We start from the raw sequence: 21,167 nt of genomic DNA, 5'->3' as shown, positions 1-21,167 counted from the left end.
CGATTCGGGCCCGCCCGGTCGATTGCCGAAACGTCCTGTATTCATGCCTACTATCCGCCGCAGCGCCCTGGTCGAACATTCGGCCGCGCGCATGTTCGACCTGGTCAATGATGTCCAGGCCTATCCGCGCCGTTTCCGCTGGTGTTCGGCTGCCCAGATCCTGGAGCAGGGCGAGGACCGACTGGTAGCGCGCCTGGATCTGGGCCTGGGCTCGTTCAGCACCTGGTTCCAGACTGAAAACACCCTGCAGCGCCCGCACAGCATCGACATGCAGCTGCGCGATGGTCCGTTCAAGCAGCTGCATGGCCGCTGGGAGTTCCATGCGCTGGCCGAAGATGCCTGCAAAGTCACCCTGACCCTGGACTTCGAGCCCAGTTCGCGCCTGCTGGGGCCGGCGCTGGCGTTGGGCTTCCAGAGCCTGGCCGACCGCATGGTCAACGACTTCATCCGCGTTGCCGACGAGGCCTGAGCAATGATCGAGGTCGAGGTGGTGCTGGCCTGGCCGCAACGGGTGCTCTCGCGCCGGTTGCAGCTGAACGAGGGCGCGACCGTGGCCGAGGCCATTGCCGCTGCTGCGCTGGAAGGCAGTGCAGGCTGCCCGGCGGCGGCCGTGCATGGGGTACTGGCGCGCCCGCAGCAGGTACTGCTGGATGGCGACCGCATCGAGCTGCTACGCCCGTTGCAGGCCGACCCCAAGGACAACCGCCGGCGTCGCGCGCTCGGCGGTTGATTCCTGCCGCCCGTCCGTGCGGACGGGCAGGGGGCGTCAGCGACCCTTCTTCTTCTTGTCCTTCGGCAGATTGCGGCCGAACTGGCGCACGGTCTGCTGGGCCAGGGCCTTGTCGTTACCCGGGAAGTAATCGCCTTCCCAGCGGGTCACGTTGTCATTGTCGAAGAACACGGTGAAGTTCTTCACCTCGGTGCGGCCCAGGCGGTTCACGCGCTGGCTGGAGGTGTAGTCCCAGCGCTGGGCGTGGAACGGGTCCGGAATGGACGGGGTGCCCAGCAGCACAGTGACCTGCTGCTTGCTCTGCCCGACCTGCAGCTTGGCCACGGCATCTTCCCGGATCAGGTTGCCCTGATAGATGGGTTGCTTGTAGATGATGCCGCACCCGGTGGTGGACAGGGCGACGGCGGCGACCAACAGGAGATTGCGCATCGGGACTGGCGGTTGGGGAAATCAAACCGATGATACACTCCCGGCGTGCCACCGCGACCCAATCCGAGGCAGCTGGCGCTAAATCGCCAATGAACGGAGACCTATGGAAACCCACGACCTGCGAAAAGTCGGCCTGAAGGTGACCCATCCACGGATGCGGATCCTGGCGCTGCTTGAACAGCGCAATGCCCAGCACCACATGACCGCCGAAGATATCTACCGCCAGCTGCTCGAGCATGGCGACGAGATCGGCCTGGCGACGGTCTACCGGGTGTTGACCCAGTTCGAGGCCGCCGGCCTCGTGCTCAAGCACAATTTCGAAGGCGGCCAGGCCGTCTACGAGCTGGACCGTGGCGGCCACCATGACCACATGGTCGACGTGGACAGCGGCAAGATCATCGAGTTCGAGAGCCACGAGATCGAGGAGCTGCAGCGCAAGATCGCTGCCGACCACGGCTACGAGCTGGAAGAGCACTCGCTGGTGCTGTACGTGCGCAAAAAGCGCAAGTAAGCCGTTCCGGCCAGCCGTAGTGCGACGAAACCCCGGGCTTGCCCGGGGTTTTTCGTTGCTTACGGTAGATCCACGCCATGCGTGGATGGCCCCATGAGCACCTCAAGATCGACCGCCTCGGCCATGGCCCGGTTGCCCGCATCGCCCGGGTGCAGGTGATCGCCGGAGTCGTAGGCGGCCGCCATCCGTGACGGATCGGCCGGGTCCCGCAGCGCGGCGTCCAGGTCGATCACCGCGTCAAAAGGGCTGTCCGTGCGCAGCCACGCATTGAGCTGCCGGCGCAGGACATCCTTGTCCGGGTGGTAGTAGTCATCCAGCGGCGTGCCGGGCAGGGCGCCGGCGAACGGTGCCAGCGTGACGCCCACGATCCGAACGCCTTGGCGGCGGGCCTGTTCGGCCAAGGCGCGATACCCCGCCTGCAGTTCGGCCAGCGTGGGCCGGGCCTGGTTGCGGGCGAACGCGGTGCCAGGCCAGCTGATGTCGTTGATGCCGATCAGCACGATCACACTGGCCACGCCGGGCTGATCCAGTGCATCGCGCTGCAAGCGGGCCAGAACCGACTCACCCATGCCGTCGCGCAGCAGCCGCCCCCCGGATATACCGGCGTTGACCACGGCGATGCCCCGCGGTGCCAGACGCGCGGCCAGGTGGTCGGTCCAGCGCTGGTCCTGGTCGAGGCTGGCGGTGGCGCCGTCGGTGATCGAGTCGCCGATCACCACCACGCTACGTGCGCTGGCGGCGGCCTCGACCTCGATGCCGGCCAGGAACAGGCGGGCAGTGGTGCTGCTGGCCGCGCTCAGGGCCTGGGCCCGGCTCTGGTCGCCGGGCGCAATCCAACTGGTCTGCCGACCCTCCCAGTGGAACGTCTGCACCGGCGTCGGCCCGGGCACGAAGACGCTGACCTGCAGCGCCTGCCGGTCATCCGTGGCCAGTGGCAGAGGATCGCTCAGCCGTTCCTGTCCGGGGCCGATCAGCACCCCGGGCTGGCCGTCGAAATTGAGCGGCTGCGGGGTGGCTCCCGCACGTGCGGCCACGCTGGCCGCCCCGATCCGCAGCGGCTGGGTGCCGTAGGCATTGCTCAGCCGCACCCGCAGCCGGGGCCCGCCCAGGCTGATGCGCGCGGTCTGGCGGAAGGTCTGGTCATGCAACGTGGCCGGGACCAGGGCCGGGAACAGAAAATCCGCGCCCCAGACCGGTTGCGGGCTGGCCTGCCAGCTGGCAACCCAGTGCGGGGCGGATGCGGCACTGGCGACACCGGACAGGGCGAGCAGGGCGGTGGCGGTGAGGTGGCTCAAGCGGTTCATCGGGCGGTCCCGGGTGGAGGGACCACCATGGTGATTCCGTGGTTATCTGTGAACTAGACTGCGCATGGATAATCATCTGTGAACTGGATTCATTGCCATGGCGCGACCTGACATCAACCGATCCGGCGAGCTGGAAGTGTTCGTGCGGGTGATCGAGACCGGTGGCTTCTCCGCCGCCGCCCGCACCCTGGACATGACGCCCTCGGCGGTGAGCAAGCTGGTGGCCCGGCTGGAACAGCGGCTGGGCACGCGCCTGCTGCAACGCTCCACCCGCCAGCTACAGCTGACCCCGGAAGGCTGCGCGTTCTATGAACGTGGCCTGCGCGTGCTGGCCGACCTGGAGGAGGCCGAACGCTGCGCCAGCGCACATGCCGAGCCGCGCGGACGGCTGCGGGTCAATTCCAACGTGCCGTTTGGCCAGCACTTCCTGTTGCCGCTGCTGCCGGCGTTCCTGGAGCGCAACCCGCAGGTGGGCGTGGACCTGACCCTCAACGACGAGGTGATCGACCTGCTGGAGCAGCGCACCGATGTGGCGGTGCGGGCCGGGCCGCTGAAGAGCTCCAGCCTGGTGGCGCGGCGGCTGGGCGCGACGCGGATGATGATCGTGGCCGCGCCGGCCTACGCGCAGCGGCATGGGCTGCCGCGCGACGCTGAGGAGCTGCAGTCGCACAATCGGCTGGACATCGGCCATGCCCGGGCGATGCAGGGCTGGCCATTGCTGCAGGACGGACGCGAGCGGATGGTGCTGCCCAGTGGCAATGCCCGCGCCAGCAACGGTGATGCACTGCGGCAGCTGGTGCTGGGTGGTCTGGGCATGGCACGGCTGGCAGCGTTCCAGGTGCAGGCCGACATCGCTGCCGGACGCCTGCTGCCGGTGCTGGAGGAAGCCAATCCCGGTGACCTGGAAGAGGTGCACGCGGTGTTCCTGGGACAGGGCGGCTACCTGCCGCTGCGGGTGCGCGCGTTCCTGGATTACCTGGTGGAGAACGTGGATCTGGAGCGGCCGTTGGGGTGATACGGGTAGTGCCGGGCGCTGGCCGGCAACCTCTCGAACATCGTCCACCGGTGTTGGGTTGCCGGCCAGCGGCCGGCACTACCGTGCGGGTGGGTTGTAGATCCACGCGATGCGTGGATAACCGTGAACAGGCCTCAGGCCTGCAGCAGCTTGCGTGCGGCGGCGCGCGCTTCCTTGCTCACTTCCACGCCGCCGAGCATGCGTGCCAGCTCTTCCTCGCGCGCCTTGCTGTCCAGCTTTTCCACTGCGCTCTGGGTCATGCCTTCCACTGGCGCCTTGCTGACCCGGTAATGCGCGTGGCCCTTGGAGGCGACCTGTGGCAGGTGGGTCACGCACAGCACCTGGCGCTTCTCGCCGAGGGCGCGCAGCTTCTGGCCGACAATGTCGGCCACGGCGCCACCGATGCCGGAGTCGACCTCGTCGAACACCATGGTCGGCACCGCATCCAGGTCCAGCGCGGCCACTTCGATGGCCAGCGAAATGCGCGACAGTTCACCGCCCGAGGCCACCTTGCGCAGGGCGCGCGGCGGCTGGCCGGCGTTGGCGGCGACCAGGAACTCCACGCGTTCGGCGCCCTGCGGGTCCGGCTTGCCGGCGTCCTGCGGTTCCAGCTCGATCAGGAACTGGCCGCCGCCCATGCCCAGCTCGGCGATGATGCCGGTGGTGGTGGCCGACAGTTCGGCAGCAGCGCTGCGACGGCTGGCGGTCAGCACTTCAGCCTGCACACGCCAGGCGGCGGCGGCCTTGTCGATCTCGCCGGCCAGGCGCTGCAGGCGTTCGTCGGCGCCGCGCAGCTGCTCCACTTCGGCGTGCATGCGCTCGCGCTGCGCGCCCAGCTCGTCCATCGGCACGCGGTGCTTGCGGGCCAGGTCGTGCAGGCGGCCGAGACGGCGCTCGTTCTCTTCGAACTGCTCCGGGTCGGCATCGAGGTCATCGTGCACCCGGTCCAGCAGCGACAGGGCTTCGTGCAGCTGGATCGAGGCGTTCTCGATCAGGCCGTCCACCTCGCCCAGGCGCGGGTCGTGTTCGATCAGGCGCGACAGCTCGTGGCGCACCTGCTGCAGCAGGTCCAGCGCGGAGCTGCCGTCATCGCCGTTGAGCTGGTTGCTGGCGGCCTGGCAGGCGCTCAGCAGGGCGCTGGCGTGGGCCTGGCGGCGATGGCTGGCACCGAGCGCCACGATCGACTCTGGCTCCAGGTCTTCGCGGTCCAGCTCGCGCAGCTGATGTTCCAGGAAGCCGATCCGGTCACTCACGTCGCCCTGTTGCGACAGCGCCAGCGATTCATCGACCAGTGCCTGCCATGCGGCCGCGGCGCGGCGCACCTGGCGGCGCTCGTTCTCGTTGCCGGCATAGGCATCCAGCAGGGCCAGCTGCGACGGGCGCGCCAGCAGGGCCTGCTGTTCGTGCTGGCCGTGGATCTCCACCAGCAACGAGGCCAGGTCGCCCAGCTGGGCCAGGGTCACCGGGCGGCCATTGATCCACGCCCGCGAACCGCCGTCTGCACGGATCACGCGGCGCAGCTGGCATTGTTCTTCGTCGTCCAGCTCGTTGTCGGCCAGCCACTGGCGCGCGGCCTGCAGCTGGTCCAGCGTGAACTCGGCCGAAAGCTCGGCGCGCGCGGCGCCGTGGCGGACCACGCCGCTGTCGGCTCGCAGGCCGGACAGGAAGCCCAGCGCGTCGACCATCAGCGACTTGCCGGCGCCGGTCTCGCCTGAAACGACGGTCATGCCTGGCCCGAACTCCAGTTCGGTGGCGCGGACGACGGCAAAATCCTTGATCGAAAGATGTCTGAGCATGGGTAAGGGGGTATCAGCAGCCGCGCAACGCTAGCACGTGGGCGAGGGAGGTCCAATGACTTGCCAAGGTGATGCGCCGCCATTATCTAGTGTCCGTGTCTCACAGGTTGATTCCATGCACGGTTCTCCCGACCAGCTTGCCCCGCGTGCGCGCCATCTGCTGCGCACGCTGATCGCGCGTTACATCCAGGACGGTGAGCCGGTCGGCTCGCAGACGTTGGCGCGCGTGGCCGGCCTGGAGGTCAGCCCGGCCACCATCCGCAACATCCTCGGCGACCTGGAGGACCTGGGGCTGCTGGCCTCGCCGCACACCTCGGCCGGGCGCGTCCCGACCGCACACGGCTACCGGGTGTTCGTCGACAGCCTGCTGCAGATGCAGCCGCCGGGCGAGGGCGAGCTGGCCCGGTTGCGTCAGGAACTGGCTGGCGGCGGCAGCACCCAGGCCCTGCTCGGCAGCGCCTCGGAGCTGCTGTCGGCCATGAGCCACTTCGTCGGCGTGGTCAGCGCGCCGCGGCGCGAGCAGTTCGCCTTCCGCCAGATCGATTTCGTGGCGCTGGACGGGCGCCGCGTACTGGCGATCCTGGTGTTCGCCGACAACGAGGTGCAGAACCGGGTCATCGAGACCCGGCAGGAGTTCGCGCCAGGCCAGCTGGAGCAGGTCGCCAACTACCTCAACGCCCATTTCGCCGGCCTGCCGATGGCCGAGATCCGCACCCGCCTGCTGCTGGAGTTGCGCGACGCCCGCTCCGAGCTGGAACAGCTGCTGGCGCACAGCATCGAGCTGGCCGAGCAGGCCCTGCAGCCAGCGGCCGACGACATGCTGGTGGCCGGCCAGACCCGCCTGATGGGGGTGCAGGACCTGTCCGACCTGGAGCGCCTGCGTGAACTGTTCGAGCTGTTCTCCAGCAAGCGCGAGATCCTGCAGCTGCTGGAGCGGACCATCCAGGCGCCGGGCGTGCGCATCTTCATCGGCGAGGAGACGGGGATGATGCCGCTGCAGGGCGTCTCGCTGGTCACCGCCCCGTACACCGCCAACGGCCAGGTGCTGGGCGTGCTGGGCGTGATCGGCCCCAAGCGGATGGCCTACGACCGCATGATCCCGCTGGTGCAGGCCACCGCCGATGTGCTCGGCGCGGCCTTTTCACCCGCCGGGCGCACTCCCGGAACATCCGACGCTTGAAACGCAGCATCCCGCCCACACTAGGGTGGGTGGAGGCGGAGAGTGACCGCCAGGGACCCAGACATGAACCACGAACAGCCAGATATCGAATCCCAGCAGAGTGCCGCTGATGCGGCTGCCGCCGCCGGCGTCAACGACGAAGTGGAGCGCCTGCGCGCCGAAGTCGAGCAGATCAAGGCCGATGCGCTGCGTGAGCGCGCCGACCTGGAGAACCAGCGCAAGCGCGTGGCCCGTGACATCGAGCAGGCCCGCAAGTTCGCCAACGAGAAGCTGCTCGGCGAGCTGCTGCCGGTGTTCGACAGCCTGGATGCCGGCCTGAAGGCCGCCGGCGACGACCCGCACCCGCTGCGCGAAGGCCTGGAGCTGACCTACAAGCAGCTGCTGAAGGTTGCCGCCGACAACGGTCTGGTCCTGCTGGACCCGACCGGCCAGCCGTTCAACCCGGAACACCACCAGGCCATCAGCCAGGTGCCGGCCCCGGGCGCGGCCCCCGGCAGCGTGGTGACCGTGTTCCAGAAGGGCTACCTGCTGAACGAGCGCCTGCTGCGGCCGGCGCTGGTGGTGGTGGCCGCCGATTGATTGACTGGGCCGGGTGATGCCCGGCCCCGGTCGAGCCAGGCCATGCCTGGCAAGGTTTTCCAGGCGCTGAACACAGCGTTCGGGAGATGGCTTGAATGTTCCACGAGCCTCCCCCACATCGTATTCATCCACCGGCCGAACGGCCGGACTGACCCCAACAAGCATCCTCAGGAGTCTCCCCCATGGGCAAGATCATTGGTATCGACCTCGGCACCACCAACTCGTGCGTGGCGATCATGGACGGCGGCAAGGCCCGCGTCATCGAGAATTCGGAAGGCGATCGCACCACCCCGTCGATCGTCGCCTACACCAAGGACGGCGAAGTCCTGGTCGGCGCCTCGGCCAAGCGCCAGGCCGTGACCAACCCGAAGAACACCTTCTACGCGGTGAAGCGCCTGATCGGCCGCAAGTTCACCGACGCCGAAGTGCAGAAGGACATCGCCCACGTCCCGTACGGCATCCTCGCCCATGACAATGGCGATGCCTGGGTGTCGACCAGCGACGGCAAGAAGATGGCCCCGCAGGAAATCTCGGCCAAGGTGCTGGAAAAGATGAAGAAGACCGCCGAGGACTTCCTCGGTGAGAAGGTCACCGAAGCGGTCATCACCGTGCCGGCCTACTTCAACGACAGCCAGCGCCAGGCGACCAAGGACGCCGGCCGCATTGCCGGTCTGGACGTCAAGCGCATCATCAACGAGCCGACCGCGGCCGCGCTGGCCTATGGCCTGGACAAGGGCGACAACAAGGATCGCAAGATCGTGGTGTACGACCTGGGCGGCGGCACCTTCGACGTCTCGGTGATCGAGATCGCGAACGTGGACGGCGAGAAGCAGTTCGAAGTGCTGGCCACCAACGGCGACACCTTCCTGGGCGGCGAAGACTTCGACAACCGCGTCATCGAGTACCTGGTTGAAGAGTTCAACAAGGACCAGGGCATCGACCTGCGCAAGGATCCGCTGGCCCTGCAGCGCCTGAAGGACGCTGCCGAGCGCGCCAAGATCGAGCTGTCCAGCGCCCAGCAGACCGAAGTGAACCTGCCGTACGTCACCGCTGACGCGTCGGGTCCGAAGCACCTGAACATCAAGCTGACCCGCGCCAAGCTGGAAGCGCTGGTGGACGACCTGATCAAGAAGTCGATCGAGCCGTGCCGCGTCGCCCTGAACGATGCCGGCCTGCGTTCGAGCGACATCAGCGAAGTGATCCTGGTCGGCGGCCAGACCCGCATGCCGAAGGTGCAGCAGGCGGTGACCGAGTTCTTCGGCAAGGAACCGCGCAAGGACGTCAACCCCGACGAGGCCGTGGCACTGGGTGCGGCGATCCAGGGCGGCGTGCTGGGTGGCGACGTCAAGGACGTGCTGCTGCTGGACGTGACCCCGCTGTCGCTGGGCATCGAAACCATGGGCGGCGTGTTCACCAAGATCATCGAGAAGAACACCACCATCCCGACCAAGGCCTCGCAGGTGTTCTCCACCGCCGAGGACAACCAGTCGGCCGTGACCGTGCACGTGCTGCAGGGTGAGCGCGAACAGGCCCGCTTCAACAAGTCGCTGGCCAAGTTCGACCTGTCCGGCATCGAGCCGGCGCCGCGTGGCCTGCCGCAGGTGGAAGTGTCCTTCGACATCGACGCCAACGGCATCCTGCACGTGTCGGCCAAGGACAAGAAGACCAACAAGGAACAGAAGGTCGAGATCAAGGCCGGTTCGGGTCTGTCCGAGGAAGAGATCGCACGCATGGTCGCCGACGCGGAAGCCAACCGCGAAGAAGACAAGAAGTTCCAGGAACTGGTGCAGGCCCGCAACCAGGCCGACGCCCTGATCCACGGCACCCGCAGCGCGATCACCGAGCACGGCAGCAAGGTCGGTGGCGAAGTGATCGGCAAGGTCGAGGCGGCCCTGGCCGATCTGGAAACCGCGATGAAGGGTGACGACAAGGCACAGATCGAAGCCAAGTCGAAGGCGCTGGAAGAAGCTGGCCAGTCGCTGTTCGCTGCCGCTTCGGCCGACCAGGGCGGTGCTGCCCCGGGTGCCGACGCCGGCAACGCAGGCAAGGCGCAGGATGACGTGGTCGACGCCGAGTTCACCGAAGTCAAGGACGACAAGAAGTCCTGATCCGGACCGACACGGGACGCTGGCCATCAGCGTCCCGTTGTCGCATCAGGGTCCTGACCGCCCACCGGCGTGTCGGGGCGCCCGACGCAAGAGCGGACCTGGTTCCGCTCTTCCGCTTTGACGAATCCCGACTTTCCGGAACCCGATTCACGATATGAGCAAGCGCGATTACTACGAAGTGCTGGGCGTTGCCCGCACCGCCACCGACGACGAGCTGAAGAAGGCTTACCGCCGCTGCGCGATGAAGTTCCACCCGGACCGCAACCCGGGCGATACGGCGGCCGAAGCCTCCTTCAAGGAGTGCAAGGAAGCCTACGAAGTACTGTCCGACGGCAACAAGCGCCGCATGTATGACAGCCACGGCCACGCCGCGTTCGAGCACGGCATGGGCGGCGGTGGTCCGGGCGGCCCGGACATGAACGATATCTTCGGCGATATCTTCGGCAACATCTTTGGTGGCGGCGGTGGTCCGCGCCAGGCCCGTCGCGGCGCCGACATCGGCTACGTGATGGAGCTGGACCTGGAAGAAGCCGTGCGCGGCGTCGAGCGCCGCATCGAGATTCCGACCCTGGCCGAGTGCGGCGACTGCGATGGCAGTGGCTCCGAAGACGGCAAGGTCGAGACCTGCAACGTCTGCCATGGCCGTGGCCAGGTGCGCATCCAGCGCGGCATCTTCGCCATGCAGCAGGCCTGCCACAACTGCGGCGGCCGTGGCCAGATCATCGCCAAGCCCTGCAAGACCTGCCATGGCAACGGCCGTGTCGAGGAAGACAAGGTGCTGTCGGTGAAGGTGCCGGCCGGCGTCGACACCGGCGACCGCATCCGCCTGCAGGGCGAGGGCGAAGCCGGCCCGGTCGGTACGCCGCCGGGTGATCTGTACGTGGAAGTGCGCGTGCGTGAGCATGCGATCTTCCAGCGCGATGGCGACGACCTGCACTGCGAAGTGCCGATCCGCATCTCGCAGGCCGCACTGGGCGACACTGTGCGCGTGGCCACGTTGGGCGGTGAGGCGGAGATCCGCATCCCGGCCGAGACCCAGACCGGCAAGCTGTTCCGCCTGCGTGGCAAGGGCGTACGTTCGGTGCGCAGCCGCAGCGAGGGCGACCTGTACTGCCGTGTGGTGGTGGAGACCCCGGTCAACCTCACCAACGAGCAGCGCAAGCTGCTGGAGCAGTTCGAAGCCACCTTCGTCGGTGAGGAAGCGCGCAAGCATTCGCCGAAGTCGGCCACCTTCATCGATGGCGTGAAGGGCTTCTGGGACCGGATGACGTCCTGAGTTTTCAACGGAAGCGTTGAACGGTAGCGCCGGGCGATGCCCGGCGTTTTCGTGTCCGAGGGTCTTACAATGCGCGACATGATCCTGCACCTGCATTTCGGACCGCGCATGGCACCTCGCGCCATTCTGTGCGGGGCGTTGACTGCAGCCTTGTCCTTCATCGGCACGGTATCGGCCGAAGAGTGCCGCCTGGACGCGCCCTTGTCCGGCCCGCAGGCAGCGCCGACATCAGCTCCGGGCACGCAATGGACCTACTCCGGCGGAGCGGGTTTCCCGGCGACGCCAATGCTGCTGAAGGTAGCCCAGAACGGTCAGCGTGAACTGGAGATCGCGGAGGGAACTCTACGGCGTGAATGGATCGATACGTACGCCGACGTCAATCCGCTGCGCAAGGGCGACAAAGTGCTGCTGCGCTTCCCGCTCAAGGTGGGTGACCAGTGGCAGGACAGGTTCGAGGAGCCCGGAGAGTTCAACGCGCGTTCCGGCCGTTATCGTTACGACTACGAAGAACAGGGCCAGAGCCGGGTAACGGCCATCGAAACCGTGCGCACTGCACTGGGAGATATCAGCGCCTATCGCATCGAGCGTGAAGCGCGCTGGCGGAAGTCCAATGCGCGCGCAGTTGCCGGAGCGGACAGGCCCAATGCAGGTGATGGCGTGGTCGAGGGCCTGGAGCGAAGCATCAGCTGGTACGCACCCGACGTTGGGCGGGTCGTACTGCGGCGTCGTGTCAGCGGCAATCCGGCGTTTGCCGCGTACTTCTCTGCAGAGGACGACACCGACAATCTGAGCATTACCGAGCTGGTCGGATTCCACCAGCCCGGAGGTTGCCGGATCGAGGGTGTGCCGGTGCAGGCACGCGTGGCAGGACAGGTTTTCCCGTTGCACTATCCGCTGGTGGACAGTGATACATGGGAATTTCGTCTGATGCGCGATCCACATGTGCCCGCGGATCGTTAGCATCAACGAAAAAACGCCGCCGGTGTCTGCCCCAGCTGCCGCTTGAACATGCTGGTGAACGCGCTTGGGCTGTCGTAACCCATCGCCAGCGCGACATCGATGACCTTGTCGCCGACCGCCAGCCGTTCCATCGCGGCCAGCAGCCGCGCCTGTTGTCGCCACTGGCCGAACGTCATGCCCAGTTCGCTGGCGAAATGGCGCTGGATGGTTTTCACGTCCACCTGCAGCGCCTGCGCCCAATCCTGCAGCGTGGCGTCGTCGCCGGGATGCTTCTGGATGTGCTGGCAGATCCGCTGCAGGCGCGGGTCGGTGGGGGAGGGCAGGTGCAGCGGCAGCACGTCCATGCGGTGCAGCTCGTCCAGCAGCAGGCGCACCACGCGGCCGTCGCGGCTGTCGTCCACATGCGCGGTCTCGATCAGGCTGGCGGCCAGCAGCAGCTCGCGCAGCAGCGGCGCCACCTGTACCGCGAACGCTTCGTCCGGCAGCTGCGGCGCGAAGTCCGGCTCCACGTACAGGCTGCGCATGTGTACTTCGGCGATGCAGTCCACCGCATGGGCCATGCCGGCCGGGACCCAGATCGCGCGGGTCGAGGGCACCACCCAGCGGCCGCCGTCCGCACGCACCACCATCAGTCCGGACATGGCGAACACCAGCTGGTGACGGCGGTGCCGGTGGGGCGCGATGTGGGTGCCGGGCTTGTAGTGGCGGGCGCGGCAGGTCACTGGGCGGTGCACCGGAACCTCGTTCCACGGCGCAGTCTCGCGGACCGGGCAGGGCGTGTCCTTTTTGCGATATGCCATGACCCGAACGCGGCAGAAGGGAGGGGGAGGTCACCGTAGCATGCGTGGCTCGCCCCCAACCTGACTGTGTCCATGTCAACCCTGGCTTCTCCTGCAATGACCTCACGCCCGGTGGCCCCCGGCGTGCTGGCCGCCATTTCCACCTCGCATGTCGTCAACGACATGATGCAGTCGCTGATCCTGGCCATCTATCCGGTGATCAAGGGCGGCTTCAACCTGAGCTTCACCCAGATCGGCCTGATCACGCTGACCTACCAGCTCACCGCCTCGATCTTCCAGCCCTTGATCGGCATGGCCACCGACCGCCGCCCGGCGCCGTACTCGCTGCCGATCGGCATGGCCTCGACCCTGTGCGGCATGCTGCTGCTCGGTTTCGCACCGAACTACGCGGTGGTGCTGATGGCGGCGGCGATGGTCGGCATTGGTTCGGCCATCTTCCATCCGGAAGCCTCGCGCATCGCGCGGCTGGCCTCGGGCGGTCGCCATGGTTTTGCACAGTCGGTGTTCCAGGTCGGCGGCAACTTCGGTACCGCGCTGGGCCCGCTGATTGCAGCGGCGGTGATCGTGCCGTATGGCCAGCATGCCGCATCGTGGTTTGCCGGCGCCGCCCTGATCGGCATCGCGCTGCTGACCTATGTCGGCCGCTGGTACGCGCTGCACTTGGGCATCCCGCGCCCGGCCAGCACCGCCTCGACGGCGCCGCGCCATCCGCCGCGCACCGTGGCCAAGGTGCTGGCGATCCTGCTGGTGCTGATCTTCAGCAAGTACTTCTACATGGCCAGCATCGGCAGCTACTTCACCTTTTACCTGATCCACCATTTCGGCATTCCGGTGGCACAGGCGCAGCTGCACCTGTTCGCATTCCTGGTGGCGTCCGCGGCCGGCGGCTTCCTCGGCGGCCCGCTGGGTGATCGCATCGGCCGCAAGCCGATCATCTGGACCTCGATCTTCGGCGTGGCCCCGTTCGCGTTGATGCTGCCGCATGCGGATCTGTTCTGGACCACGGTACTGGCCGTGCTGATCGGTTTCGTGTTGTCGTCAGCGTTCTCGGCGATCGTGGTGTATGCGCAGGAGATGATGCCGCACCGCATCGGCATGGTGTCCGGCCTGTTCTTCGGCTTCGCCTTCGGCATGGGTGGACTGGGTGCTGCCGTGCTCGGCCTGCTGGCGGACAAGACCAGCATTGAGTACGTCTACCAGCTGACCGCGTTCCTGCCGCTACTCGGCATCGTGGCGGCGTGGCTGCCGCCATCTCGGCCTGCTGCTCACTGAGGGGTTTTGGTTTGCAGGGCTTGCAGCCCTGCACCCGCCGAAGCAACGTCAACGTCAACAGCAGAAGCTGGCTATCCGTGGGTTGGCGGGGTGGGTCCGGTTGAGGGGGACGCTGCAAGTACGTCCATGTAGCTCGGTCGCCGCATCCATGCGGCTCACGCCCCCTCAACCGGACCCACCCCGCCTTCGACAGTTGGCCGCGATCTGTTGGAGCAGCACTCTGCTCTGGTGGGTGTCGACCTTGGTCGACACATCTGTCAGATATCGAATGAATTCATCCACGCATGGCATGGATCTACCGTGTCGACCAAGGTCGACACCCACCAACAGCCGCAGTTACCAACAGCCGCATGAATCTGTCGAAGGCGGGGGGTGTGGGTGGGCAGGACCGTTGGCGCCATGGATGGCGCCATCGAGCCCCCATGGATGGGTTTACGGCGTGTCCTGACCACCCACACCGCCCCGCCAACTCACGGAATGCCGCTCTGGCTTTTGCCGTTGCCGTTGCCGTTGCCGTTGCATAGAGCAGGTGCAGGGCTGCAAGCCCTGCCGAAAACCCCCTTGGGCGTAGAATGCGGCCATGAGCGAATTCCTTGATAACCACCTGGTCCACGGCCGCCGCCAGCGGCCCGACGGCCCGTCGCCGATCGATGTCATCTCGGTCCAGTCGCAACTTGTCTACGGCCATGCCGGCAACAGCGCCGCCGTACCGCCGATGCGCGCGCTCGGCGTGCGCGTAGCCGAAATTCCGACCGTGCTGCTGAGCAACGCGCCGTTCTACGACACCACCCGCGGTCGCGTGCTGCCCGCCGACTGGTTCGCCGATCTGTTGCGGGGCACCCACGAGCGTGGCCTGCCGCAGCGGGCGAGGATGCTCGTCTCCGGCTACTTTGGCAGCACGGCCAATGGTGCCGCCTTCGCCGACTGGCTGGACGACATCCTGCCGGCCTGCCCGCAGCTGCGTTACTGCCTGGATCCGGTGATCGGTGATACTCACACCGGCCCCTACGTGGAACCGGGCCTGGAAGCGATCTTCGCCGAGCGGTTGTTGCCGCGTGCCTGGCTGGTGACCCCGAACGCCTTTGAACTGAATCGCCTGACCGGCATGCCGGCGCTCGCCGAGGCTGATGCCATCGCCGCCGCACGCACGCTGCTGGATCGTGGCCCGCACTGGGTGATCGCGCACAGCGTAGGCGGCACCCCGGGTGAACTGGTGACCCTGGCCGTTGGCCGCGAGGAGACCTGGCGCTGGACCTCGCCGCTGCTGCCGGTGGACGTGGCCGGTACCGGCGATGTGCTGATGTCGCTGGTGGTGTCGTTCCTGCTGCGCGGCGAATCGATGCAGCAGGCGATCTCGCGTGCGATTGCCGGCACCCACGCGGCGCTGGAGGCGACCCTGGACAACGGCTTCGAAGAGTTCGACGTGATTGCTGCAGCGCCTGCCGCGCTGGCCGAAGGGTCGCGCTTCCGCGCCGAACGCGTGGCATGAGCGGCCTGCTCGAACGTACGCCGCGCACGGTCGGCATCATCGGCAGTGCCGGCGCCTACGGGCGCTGGCTGACCCGCTTCTTCCAGCAGCACATGCAGCTGAAGGTGATCGGCCACGATCCGGCCGATCCGGACTCGCATACGCCGGAAGAGCTGCTGGCGCAGGCCGACGTGCTGGTGTTCTCGGCGCCGATCCGGCACACGCCCGCGTTGATCGCCGAGTACGTGCGGCAGTCCGCAGGCCGTGAACGCGACCGACTGTGGCTGGACGTGACCTCGGTGAAGGAAGCGCCGGTCCAGGCGATGTTGGCCTCTCAAGCCGAAGTGGTCGGCCTGCACCCGATGACCGCTCCGCCCAAGGCGCCGACCTTGAAGGGCCGGGTGATGGTGGTCTGCGAAGCGCGGCTGCAGCACTGGCAGCCGTGGGCCGATACGCTGTGCACGGCGTTGCAGGCTGAGTGCGTGCGCGCCACGCCGCAGCACCACGACCAGATGATGGCGCTGGTACAGGCGATGGTGCATGCCACTCACCTGGCCCAGGCCGGCGTGCTGCGCCAGTACCAGCCGCAGCTGGGCCATCTGGCCGCGATGATGCCGTATCGGTCGGCATCGTTCGAGCTGGATACGGCGATCATCTCGCGCATCCTGTCGCTCAACCCGGCGATCTACGAAGACATCCAGTTCGGCAACCCATACGTAGCGCCGATGCTGGAGCGGCTGGTCGGCCAGCTGCAGTCCCTGCAGGCGCAGGTCGGTCAGGGTGACGACGGTGCACGTGCTGCATTCCGGGAGCAGCTGCTGTCGGCCAATCGCACTGCCTTCGGCGAGCAGGCGCTGGCGGACGGCAATTACACATTCGAACGCGTGGGCTATCTGCTGGCTGACCTGACCGAGCGCAATGCGTTGTCAGTGCACCTGCCGGAAGACCGGCCGGGGTCGTTGCGTGAACTGCTGAACGTGTTCGAGCAGCACCGCATCAGCCTGGCGTCGATCCATTCTTCGCGAACGCCTGGCGGCGAAGTGCATTTCCGTATCGGATTCGTGGCCGGCAGCGATCCGGCGGCGATCACCCGGGCGGCGGCCGAGGTGGACGCCAGCGGCATCGGACGGGTGCTGGGCTGAATTCATCCACAGGCGATGTGGATGGTTTCTGAGCAAAGGTGTGGATAACCGCGCGCAGCCCTTGGCAGCCAAGGCTGTCAAGATGCTTGGTGAAAAATTGACCATGCTTTTTTGTAGCGTCGAGCCATGCTCGACCGCCTTTGGCAAAAAGCATGTCGACCAAGGTCGACACCCACCAGAGCGGGGCGGAATGAAATCCGGTAGCGCCGGGCCATGCCCGGCGAACCTCAGATCGTCAACCTCAACTCGCCGCCACTGGTGGTGAACTCGCGGCCATCGCGCACCAGCGGCCGCCCATCATCCAGCTCGTAGCGCGGCGTGGCTTCGGAATGGTGCCCGCTGCCATTCGCCTCGGGCTTGAACTCAATGATGATGTGACTTTCGCCGTTGCTGTCGACGGCGGGGAACTGACGGAACGACATCGTGCACCTCCTTCAGCGGATGCTGCAGTTGCGCGGCCAGCTTGGCCGCGCCGATGTTAGCCGGACGTCATCAATCGATGAACTGCAGGCGTGCCAGTTCAGCGTACAGTCCGTCTTCGGCCAGCAGCTGTGCGTGCGTGCCCTCGGCGACGATGCGGCCCTGGTCCATCACCACGATGCGGTCGGCCTTGAGCACGGTGGCCAGGCGGTGGGCGATGACCAGCGTGGTGCGACCCGCCATCAACCGTTCCAATGCCTGCTGCACGCTGTGTTCGCTATGTGCATCCAGCGCGCTGGTGGCTTCATCCAGCAGCAGGATCGGCGCATCCTTCAGCAGCGCACGGGCAATCGCCACACGCTGCTGCTGCCCACCGGACAGGCGGGCACCGCGCTCACCCAGCTCGCTGTCATAGCCCTGCGGCAACGCGCGCAGGAAACCGTCGGCCTCGGCCGCTCGTGCGGCATCCTCGACCTCGGCGTCGCTGGCCTGCAGGCGGCCATAGCGGATGTTGTCGCGGGCACTGGCAGCGAACAGCGTAGGCTGCTGTGGCACCAGCGCCAGCTGCGCACGCAGCTCGGCCGGGTCGACCTGGCGCACGTCGATGCCGTCCACGTCGATGCTGCCGCTGGCCGGGTCATGGAAGCGCAGCAGCATCGAAAGCACCGTGCTCTTGCCCGCCCCTGACGGACCCACCAGCGCTACGGTCTCGCCGGGGCGCACATGCAGGTTGAAGTGGTCCAGTGCGGCCTGCTCCGGTCGCTGCGGGTAGTGGAACACCACGTCGTCGAACCGGATCTCGCCACGCAGCGGTTGCGGCAGCGCATGCGGCTGGGCCGGCGCGCGGATCTCGATGTCTTCCTGCAACAGCTCGCCGATGCGGCCCATGCCGCCGGCCGCGCGCTGCAGCTCGTTCCATACTTCGGCCAGCGCGCCCACCGAACCGCCGCCGATCAATGCATACAGCACGAACTGACCCAGCGTGCCGGCGCTGAGGCGGCCGTCGATGACGTCGTGCGCGCCCAGCCACAGCACACCGACGATGGCGCCGAACACCAGCAGGATGGCGCTGGCGGTGACCAGCGACTGTGCACCGATGCGGCGGCGGGCGGCGCCGATGGCGTCACCGAGCGCCTTGTCGAAGCGACCGCGTTCGTATGGTTCGCGTGCATGTGCCTGCACCGTGCGCACCGCGCCCAGCGTCTCGCTGGCCAGGCTGTTGGCATCGGCGATGCGGTCCTGGCTGTTGCGCGCGACCGTGCGCAGCTTGCGCGCACCGATGATGATCGGCAGCACCGCCAGTGGAATGCCGAGCAGCGACCATGCGGCCAGCCGCGGGCTGGTGACGAACAGCATCGCCAGGCTGCCGATGACAGTGACCGTGCTGCGCAATGCTACGGACATGGTCGAGCCGACCACGCTGCGCAGCAGTTCGGTGTCCGCGGTCAGGCGCGAGACCAGTTCGCCGCTGCGGCTGCGGTCGTGGAAGCCGGCGCCCAGCTGGATCAGGTGGGCATACAGCTGGCTGCGCAGGTCGGCCACGACTTTTTCGCCGAGCAGCGACACGAAGTAGAAACGCGCGGCCGTGCCCAACGCCATCACGACCGCCACCAGCATCAGCAGGGCGAAGGCGCGGTTGATCTGGCCGCCACTGCTGAAACCATGATCGATCATCTGCTTCACCGCCGGCGGCAGGCTCAGCGTGGCGGCCGAAGACACCGCCAGGGCCAGCAGCCAGGCGGTGAACAGCCCGCTATGGCGGCGCACGAATGGCCACAGCGTGCGCAGGCTGCCGAGGCGCCGCAGCGGCGGGGTCGAAGCGGGGGCGTCGTCCTTGTCAGTCATCCTGGTCGTCGTCTTCTATGCGGATACGGTCACGGGTGGCGTCGCGCAGGCGGATTTTCAATGCGTCGACCTGATCGGCAGGCAATTCGATCCGCAGGCACACGCCATTGGCATCGAACTGTTCATCGCGCTTTTCGGCACCGAAGGCGGGCAGGGTGGCGTGCAGGGTACCCAGATCCTCGAAGCCGGCCAGCAGCTGCAGCCGGGCCATCGCTAGCAGCGGCAGGCGCGGCGCGGTACGCAGGCACTCGGCGGCGGCGCCACCGTAGGCGCGTACAAGGCCACCGGCGCCGAGCTTGATACCGCCGAACCAGCGGGTCACCACCACCATCACCCGGTCGAAACCCTGGCCGTCGATCGCCGCCAGGATCGGACGTCCAGCCGTGCCGGCCGGCTCGCCATCGTCGCTGGAGCGATAGTCCTGCCCGTGCCGGTAGGCCCAGCAGTTGTGGGTGGCATCGGCCACCGCGACCTGCTGCAGGAACGCCATGGCCGCTGCGGCGCCTTCGATCGGCGCGGCATGGGCGATGAAACGGCTGTGTTTGACTTCCAGCGTGTGGCTGACCGGCTGGGCGAGAGTATCGAGCATTCCCGCCATTCTACGGGGTTGCCGGGTATTCCCGTCCGCTTCAGTCGTCCAGCAGTGGGCGCAGGTCGCGTGGCAGGCGCGCTTCCGGGTACTGCTGCATGTAACGCTCCAGGCTGGCACGGGCCAGATCGCGCTGGCCGTCGTCGCGTCGTGTACGGATCTTCTGCAGCCACTGCCGACGCGGCAGTCGTGCGTCGGCGTCCACCTCGGCCTGCACGGCGTCCGCGCTCAGGCCCGCATCGGTGCTGCGGCGCATGATGCCTGGTGCGGAACGGCTGGGAGCCTCACGCTTCATCGAGGTGATTTCTACCCGGTCCAGCGCCTGCGCCCGCTCGACTTCGGCGGCATTCGCTGCCGGTGCTGCGGCCGTGCGTGCTTTCAGCGCCCCGGACGCTGCCGGCGCTGCGGCCGGAGCGGGCGGAAGGGCCGCAAAGGAGGTATCGGCGGCGGCATCTGCAGCCATCGATCGTGCAGCCTGGGCCGGCGCGTCAGCGGACTCGGCCGGCGCAGGCTTGCGCGTGCGCGCGATGACCGGTGCCGGTGCCGGGGCAGCGGCAACAGGGCCTGCCTCGGGCGCTGCGGGCGTAGCGGCCGGTTCCGCAGCCGCCACCGCGCTGTCGGCCGCACTGCTGTCAGCGGCCTGATCGGCAGCCGCAACGTCTTCTGCAGCAGCCGGTGCCGCAGCAACAGCGGCCTCACCGGCCGGAACCGGCGGCGGTTCCGGACGCAGCTGCCAGGCGATGCCAATGGCGAACACCATCGAGGCGGCGATGCCGAACACCGCCGGCCAACGCGGGCGTGCGCGCTGCATGGGCGGCGCCTCGGGAGAGGCGACCGCATCGGCAGCCGGAGCGTCCACGGCAGCGCGGGCCGCGGCCAGGATGGCGGCGTCCAGTGCGGCGGGCGGTGCCTGATCGGCGCGACGGCCGAGCAGGCGGGACAGCTCGCGTTCTTCCGGCGTCAGCGGTTCGTCTCGGTTCATGCGTTCAATCCCGCACGCAGCTTGTCCATCGCATAGCGCAGCCGCGATTTCACGGTTTCCCGGCCTACGCCGGTGATCTGGCCGATCTCCTCCAGGCTCAGTTCCTGATCCAGCCGCAGCTGCAGCACTTCGCGCTGCTCCGGCGGCAGTTGTTCCATCGCCAGCTGGATGCGGCGACGTTGTTCGAATTCGGAAAGCTCACCTTCCGGGGTCTGCCCATCCTCGATCGCGGCCAGGCGCAGATCGGCGTCGGCCGGCGCGGCGGGGCGATGACGGGCGGCACGCCAATGGTCATTCAGGCGGTTGTGCGCAATGCGGAACAACCAGGTGCTGAACGCCGCCTCGGGCTGCCAGCCGGCGCGGGCGCTGATCACCCGCTGCCAGACGTCCTGGAAGATCTCCTCGGCCAGCGCGTTGTCGCGCAGTTGCCGCAGCAGGAAGCCGAACAGGCGCTTGCGATGGCGCGCATACAGGCTTTCGAATGCGCGCAGGTCGCCACCGGCCCAGGCCAGCATCAAGGCTTCATCGGTTGGCAGTGCGCTGGCTTCCACGGCGTACAGGGTAAGGCCTGCAGGCGATGGCGCATAGCCGGTGGCGGGGGCGGGCAGGGCGAGGGTCATGGCTCGGAAGGGGCTACGGACAGCAGGAAAAACGTACGGGCGCACGATTCGGGGTTTACGGGCTTCCATTGCCCCCCGGGTGGCGCGCTATGCTCGGCGGCTCAGGGGAGGCGACGCACCGACGGCGCCAAGAGATTGTCA

At 67.4% G+C, this 21,167-nt stretch carries 21 protein-coding genes; 12 read left to right on the top strand and 9 right to left on the bottom strand.

Annotated features, from left to right (window positions below; genetic code table 11):
- The first annotated feature begins 43 nt into the window (after nt 1-43).
- A complete protein-coding gene (locus AC5P6E_RS07900; protein ID WP_010484449.1) occupies nt 44-469 on the top strand; it encodes a type II toxin-antitoxin system RatA family toxin in 426 nt (141 codons plus the stop codon).
- 3 nt (nt 470-472) lie between these two features.
- Nucleotides 473-730, top strand: coding sequence for an RnfH family protein (locus AC5P6E_RS07895; RefSeq protein ID WP_413408576.1), 258 nt, complete (start codon nt 473-475; stop codon nt 728-730).
- A gap of 36 nt (nt 731-766) precedes the next feature.
- Here the strand turns inward: AC5P6E_RS07895 and AC5P6E_RS07890 are convergent, their stop codons facing one another.
- Nucleotides 767-1,159, bottom strand: a complete 393-nt coding sequence (locus AC5P6E_RS07890; RefSeq protein ID WP_495230812.1) for an outer membrane protein assembly factor BamE — start codon at nt 1,157-1,159, stop codon at nt 767-769.
- A gap of 103 nt (nt 1,160-1,262) precedes the next feature.
- Between AC5P6E_RS07890 and fur the strand changes: the two genes are divergently transcribed.
- The gene (gene fur, locus AC5P6E_RS07885) at nt 1,263-1,670 is read left to right on the top strand and encodes a ferric iron uptake transcriptional regulator (RefSeq protein WP_005409235.1); all 408 of its coding nucleotides are present in this window, start codon (nt 1,263-1,265) and stop codon (nt 1,668-1,670) included.
- Nucleotides 1,671-1,729: 59 nt separating this feature from the next.
- Here the strand turns inward: fur and AC5P6E_RS07880 are convergent, their stop codons facing one another.
- Nucleotides 1,730-2,974 (bottom strand): SGNH/GDSL hydrolase family protein, encoded by a 1,245-nt coding sequence (locus AC5P6E_RS07880; protein WP_313208032.1) that lies wholly within the window; start codon nt 2,972-2,974, stop codon nt 1,730-1,732.
- A gap of 97 nt (nt 2,975-3,071) precedes the next feature.
- On the opposite strand from AC5P6E_RS07880, the gene AC5P6E_RS07875 reads away from it, so the two are divergent.
- On the top strand, nt 3,072-3,989 hold the full coding sequence (locus tag AC5P6E_RS07875) for a LysR family transcriptional regulator (RefSeq protein ID WP_019338370.1): 918 nt from the start codon (nt 3,072-3,074) through the stop codon (nt 3,987-3,989).
- Nucleotides 3,990-4,123: 134 nt separating this feature from the next.
- Here AC5P6E_RS07875 and recN read toward each other — a convergent pair whose 3' ends face one another.
- Entirely contained in the window at nt 4,124-5,785 is a 1,662-nt protein-coding gene (gene recN, locus AC5P6E_RS07870; RefSeq protein WP_019338390.1) for a DNA repair protein RecN, read from the bottom strand.
- A gap of 115 nt (nt 5,786-5,900) precedes the next feature.
- On the opposite strand from recN, the gene hrcA reads away from it, so the two are divergent.
- The 5 genes from hrcA to AC5P6E_RS07845 all read left to right on the top strand — a co-directional run bounded on the left by hrcA (nt 5,901) and on the right by AC5P6E_RS07845 (nt 11,888).
- The gene (hrcA, locus tag AC5P6E_RS07865) at nt 5,901-6,965 is read left to right on the top strand and encodes a heat-inducible transcriptional repressor HrcA (protein ID WP_010484463.1); all 1,065 of its coding nucleotides are present in this window, start codon (nt 5,901-5,903) and stop codon (nt 6,963-6,965) included.
- Between the two features lie 63 nt (nt 6,966-7,028).
- Nucleotides 7,029-7,544, top strand: a complete 516-nt coding sequence (grpE, locus tag AC5P6E_RS07860; RefSeq protein ID WP_010484465.1) for a nucleotide exchange factor GrpE — start codon at nt 7,029-7,031, stop codon at nt 7,542-7,544.
- Nucleotides 7,545-7,726: 182 nt separating this feature from the next.
- Complete coding sequence (dnaK, locus tag AC5P6E_RS07855) at nt 7,727-9,652, top strand: molecular chaperone DnaK (protein ID WP_019338391.1); 1,926 nt, start codon at nt 7,727-7,729, stop codon at nt 9,650-9,652.
- Between the two features lie 154 nt (nt 9,653-9,806).
- Entirely contained in the window at nt 9,807-10,928 is a 1,122-nt protein-coding gene (gene dnaJ, locus AC5P6E_RS07850) for a molecular chaperone DnaJ (protein ID WP_019338392.1), read from the top strand.
- Nucleotides 10,929-10,997: 69 nt separating this feature from the next.
- The gene (locus tag AC5P6E_RS07845) at nt 10,998-11,888 is read left to right on the top strand and encodes a hypothetical protein (RefSeq protein ID WP_138984380.1); all 891 of its coding nucleotides are present in this window, start codon (nt 10,998-11,000) and stop codon (nt 11,886-11,888) included.
- A gap of 2 nt (nt 11,889-11,890) precedes the next feature.
- Here AC5P6E_RS07845 and AC5P6E_RS07840 read toward each other — a convergent pair whose 3' ends face one another.
- A complete protein-coding gene (locus AC5P6E_RS07840; RefSeq protein WP_019338394.1) occupies nt 11,891-12,688 on the bottom strand; it encodes a helix-turn-helix domain-containing protein in 798 nt (265 codons plus the stop codon).
- 72 nt (nt 12,689-12,760) lie between these two features.
- On the opposite strand from AC5P6E_RS07840, the gene AC5P6E_RS07835 reads away from it, so the two are divergent.
- From AC5P6E_RS07835 to AC5P6E_RS07825, 3 genes are all read left to right on the top strand, one after another.
- Nucleotides 12,761-13,960 carry an MFS transporter gene (locus tag AC5P6E_RS07835; RefSeq protein WP_019338395.1) on the top strand — a complete coding sequence of 400 codons (1,200 nt, stop codon included), beginning with the start codon at nt 12,761-12,763 and terminating at the stop codon, nt 13,958-13,960.
- Nucleotides 13,961-14,540: 580 nt separating this feature from the next.
- On the top strand, nt 14,541-15,449 hold the full coding sequence (pdxY, locus tag AC5P6E_RS07830; RefSeq protein ID WP_019336406.1) for a pyridoxal kinase: 909 nt from the start codon (nt 14,541-14,543) through the stop codon (nt 15,447-15,449).
- On the top strand, nt 15,446-16,570 hold the full coding sequence (locus AC5P6E_RS07825) for a prephenate dehydrogenase (protein ID WP_019336407.1): 1,125 nt from the start codon (nt 15,446-15,448) through the stop codon (nt 16,568-16,570). The genes pdxY and AC5P6E_RS07825 overlap by 4 nt, the downstream gene beginning before the upstream one ends.
- A 227-nt stretch (nt 16,571-16,797) precedes the next feature.
- On the opposite strand, the gene AC5P6E_RS07820 is transcribed toward AC5P6E_RS07825, so the two are convergent.
- From AC5P6E_RS07820 to AC5P6E_RS07800, 5 genes are all read right to left on the bottom strand, one after another.
- The gene (locus tag AC5P6E_RS07820) at nt 16,798-16,992 is read right to left on the bottom strand and encodes a hypothetical protein (RefSeq protein ID WP_005409247.1); all 195 of its coding nucleotides are present in this window, start codon (nt 16,990-16,992) and stop codon (nt 16,798-16,800) included.
- Nucleotides 16,993-17,062: 70 nt separating this feature from the next.
- Nucleotides 17,063-18,835, bottom strand: a complete 1,773-nt coding sequence (locus AC5P6E_RS07815; RefSeq protein WP_019336408.1) for an ABC transporter transmembrane domain-containing protein — start codon at nt 18,833-18,835, stop codon at nt 17,063-17,065.
- Nucleotides 18,828-19,424, bottom strand: coding sequence for an IMPACT family protein (locus AC5P6E_RS07810; protein ID WP_010484486.1), 597 nt, complete (start codon nt 19,422-19,424; stop codon nt 18,828-18,830). Before AC5P6E_RS07810 ends, AC5P6E_RS07815 begins: the two co-directional genes overlap by 8 nt.
- Nucleotides 19,425-19,464: 40 nt before the next feature.
- Complete coding sequence (locus tag AC5P6E_RS07805) at nt 19,465-20,406, bottom strand: hypothetical protein (protein WP_329834593.1); 942 nt, start codon at nt 20,404-20,406, stop codon at nt 19,465-19,467.
- On the bottom strand, nt 20,403-20,921 hold the full coding sequence (locus tag AC5P6E_RS07800; protein WP_229301621.1) for an RNA polymerase sigma factor: 519 nt from the start codon (nt 20,919-20,921) through the stop codon (nt 20,403-20,405). Before AC5P6E_RS07800 ends, AC5P6E_RS07805 begins: the two co-directional genes overlap by 4 nt.
- Nucleotides 20,922-21,167: the final 246 nt, after the last annotated feature.

It is taken from the genome of Stenotrophomonas sp. YJH_SMC_16 (assembly GCF_059367875.1).
Note: the sequence above shows the minus strand (reverse complement) of the source record. Positions and strands in the feature narration are given on the sequence as shown.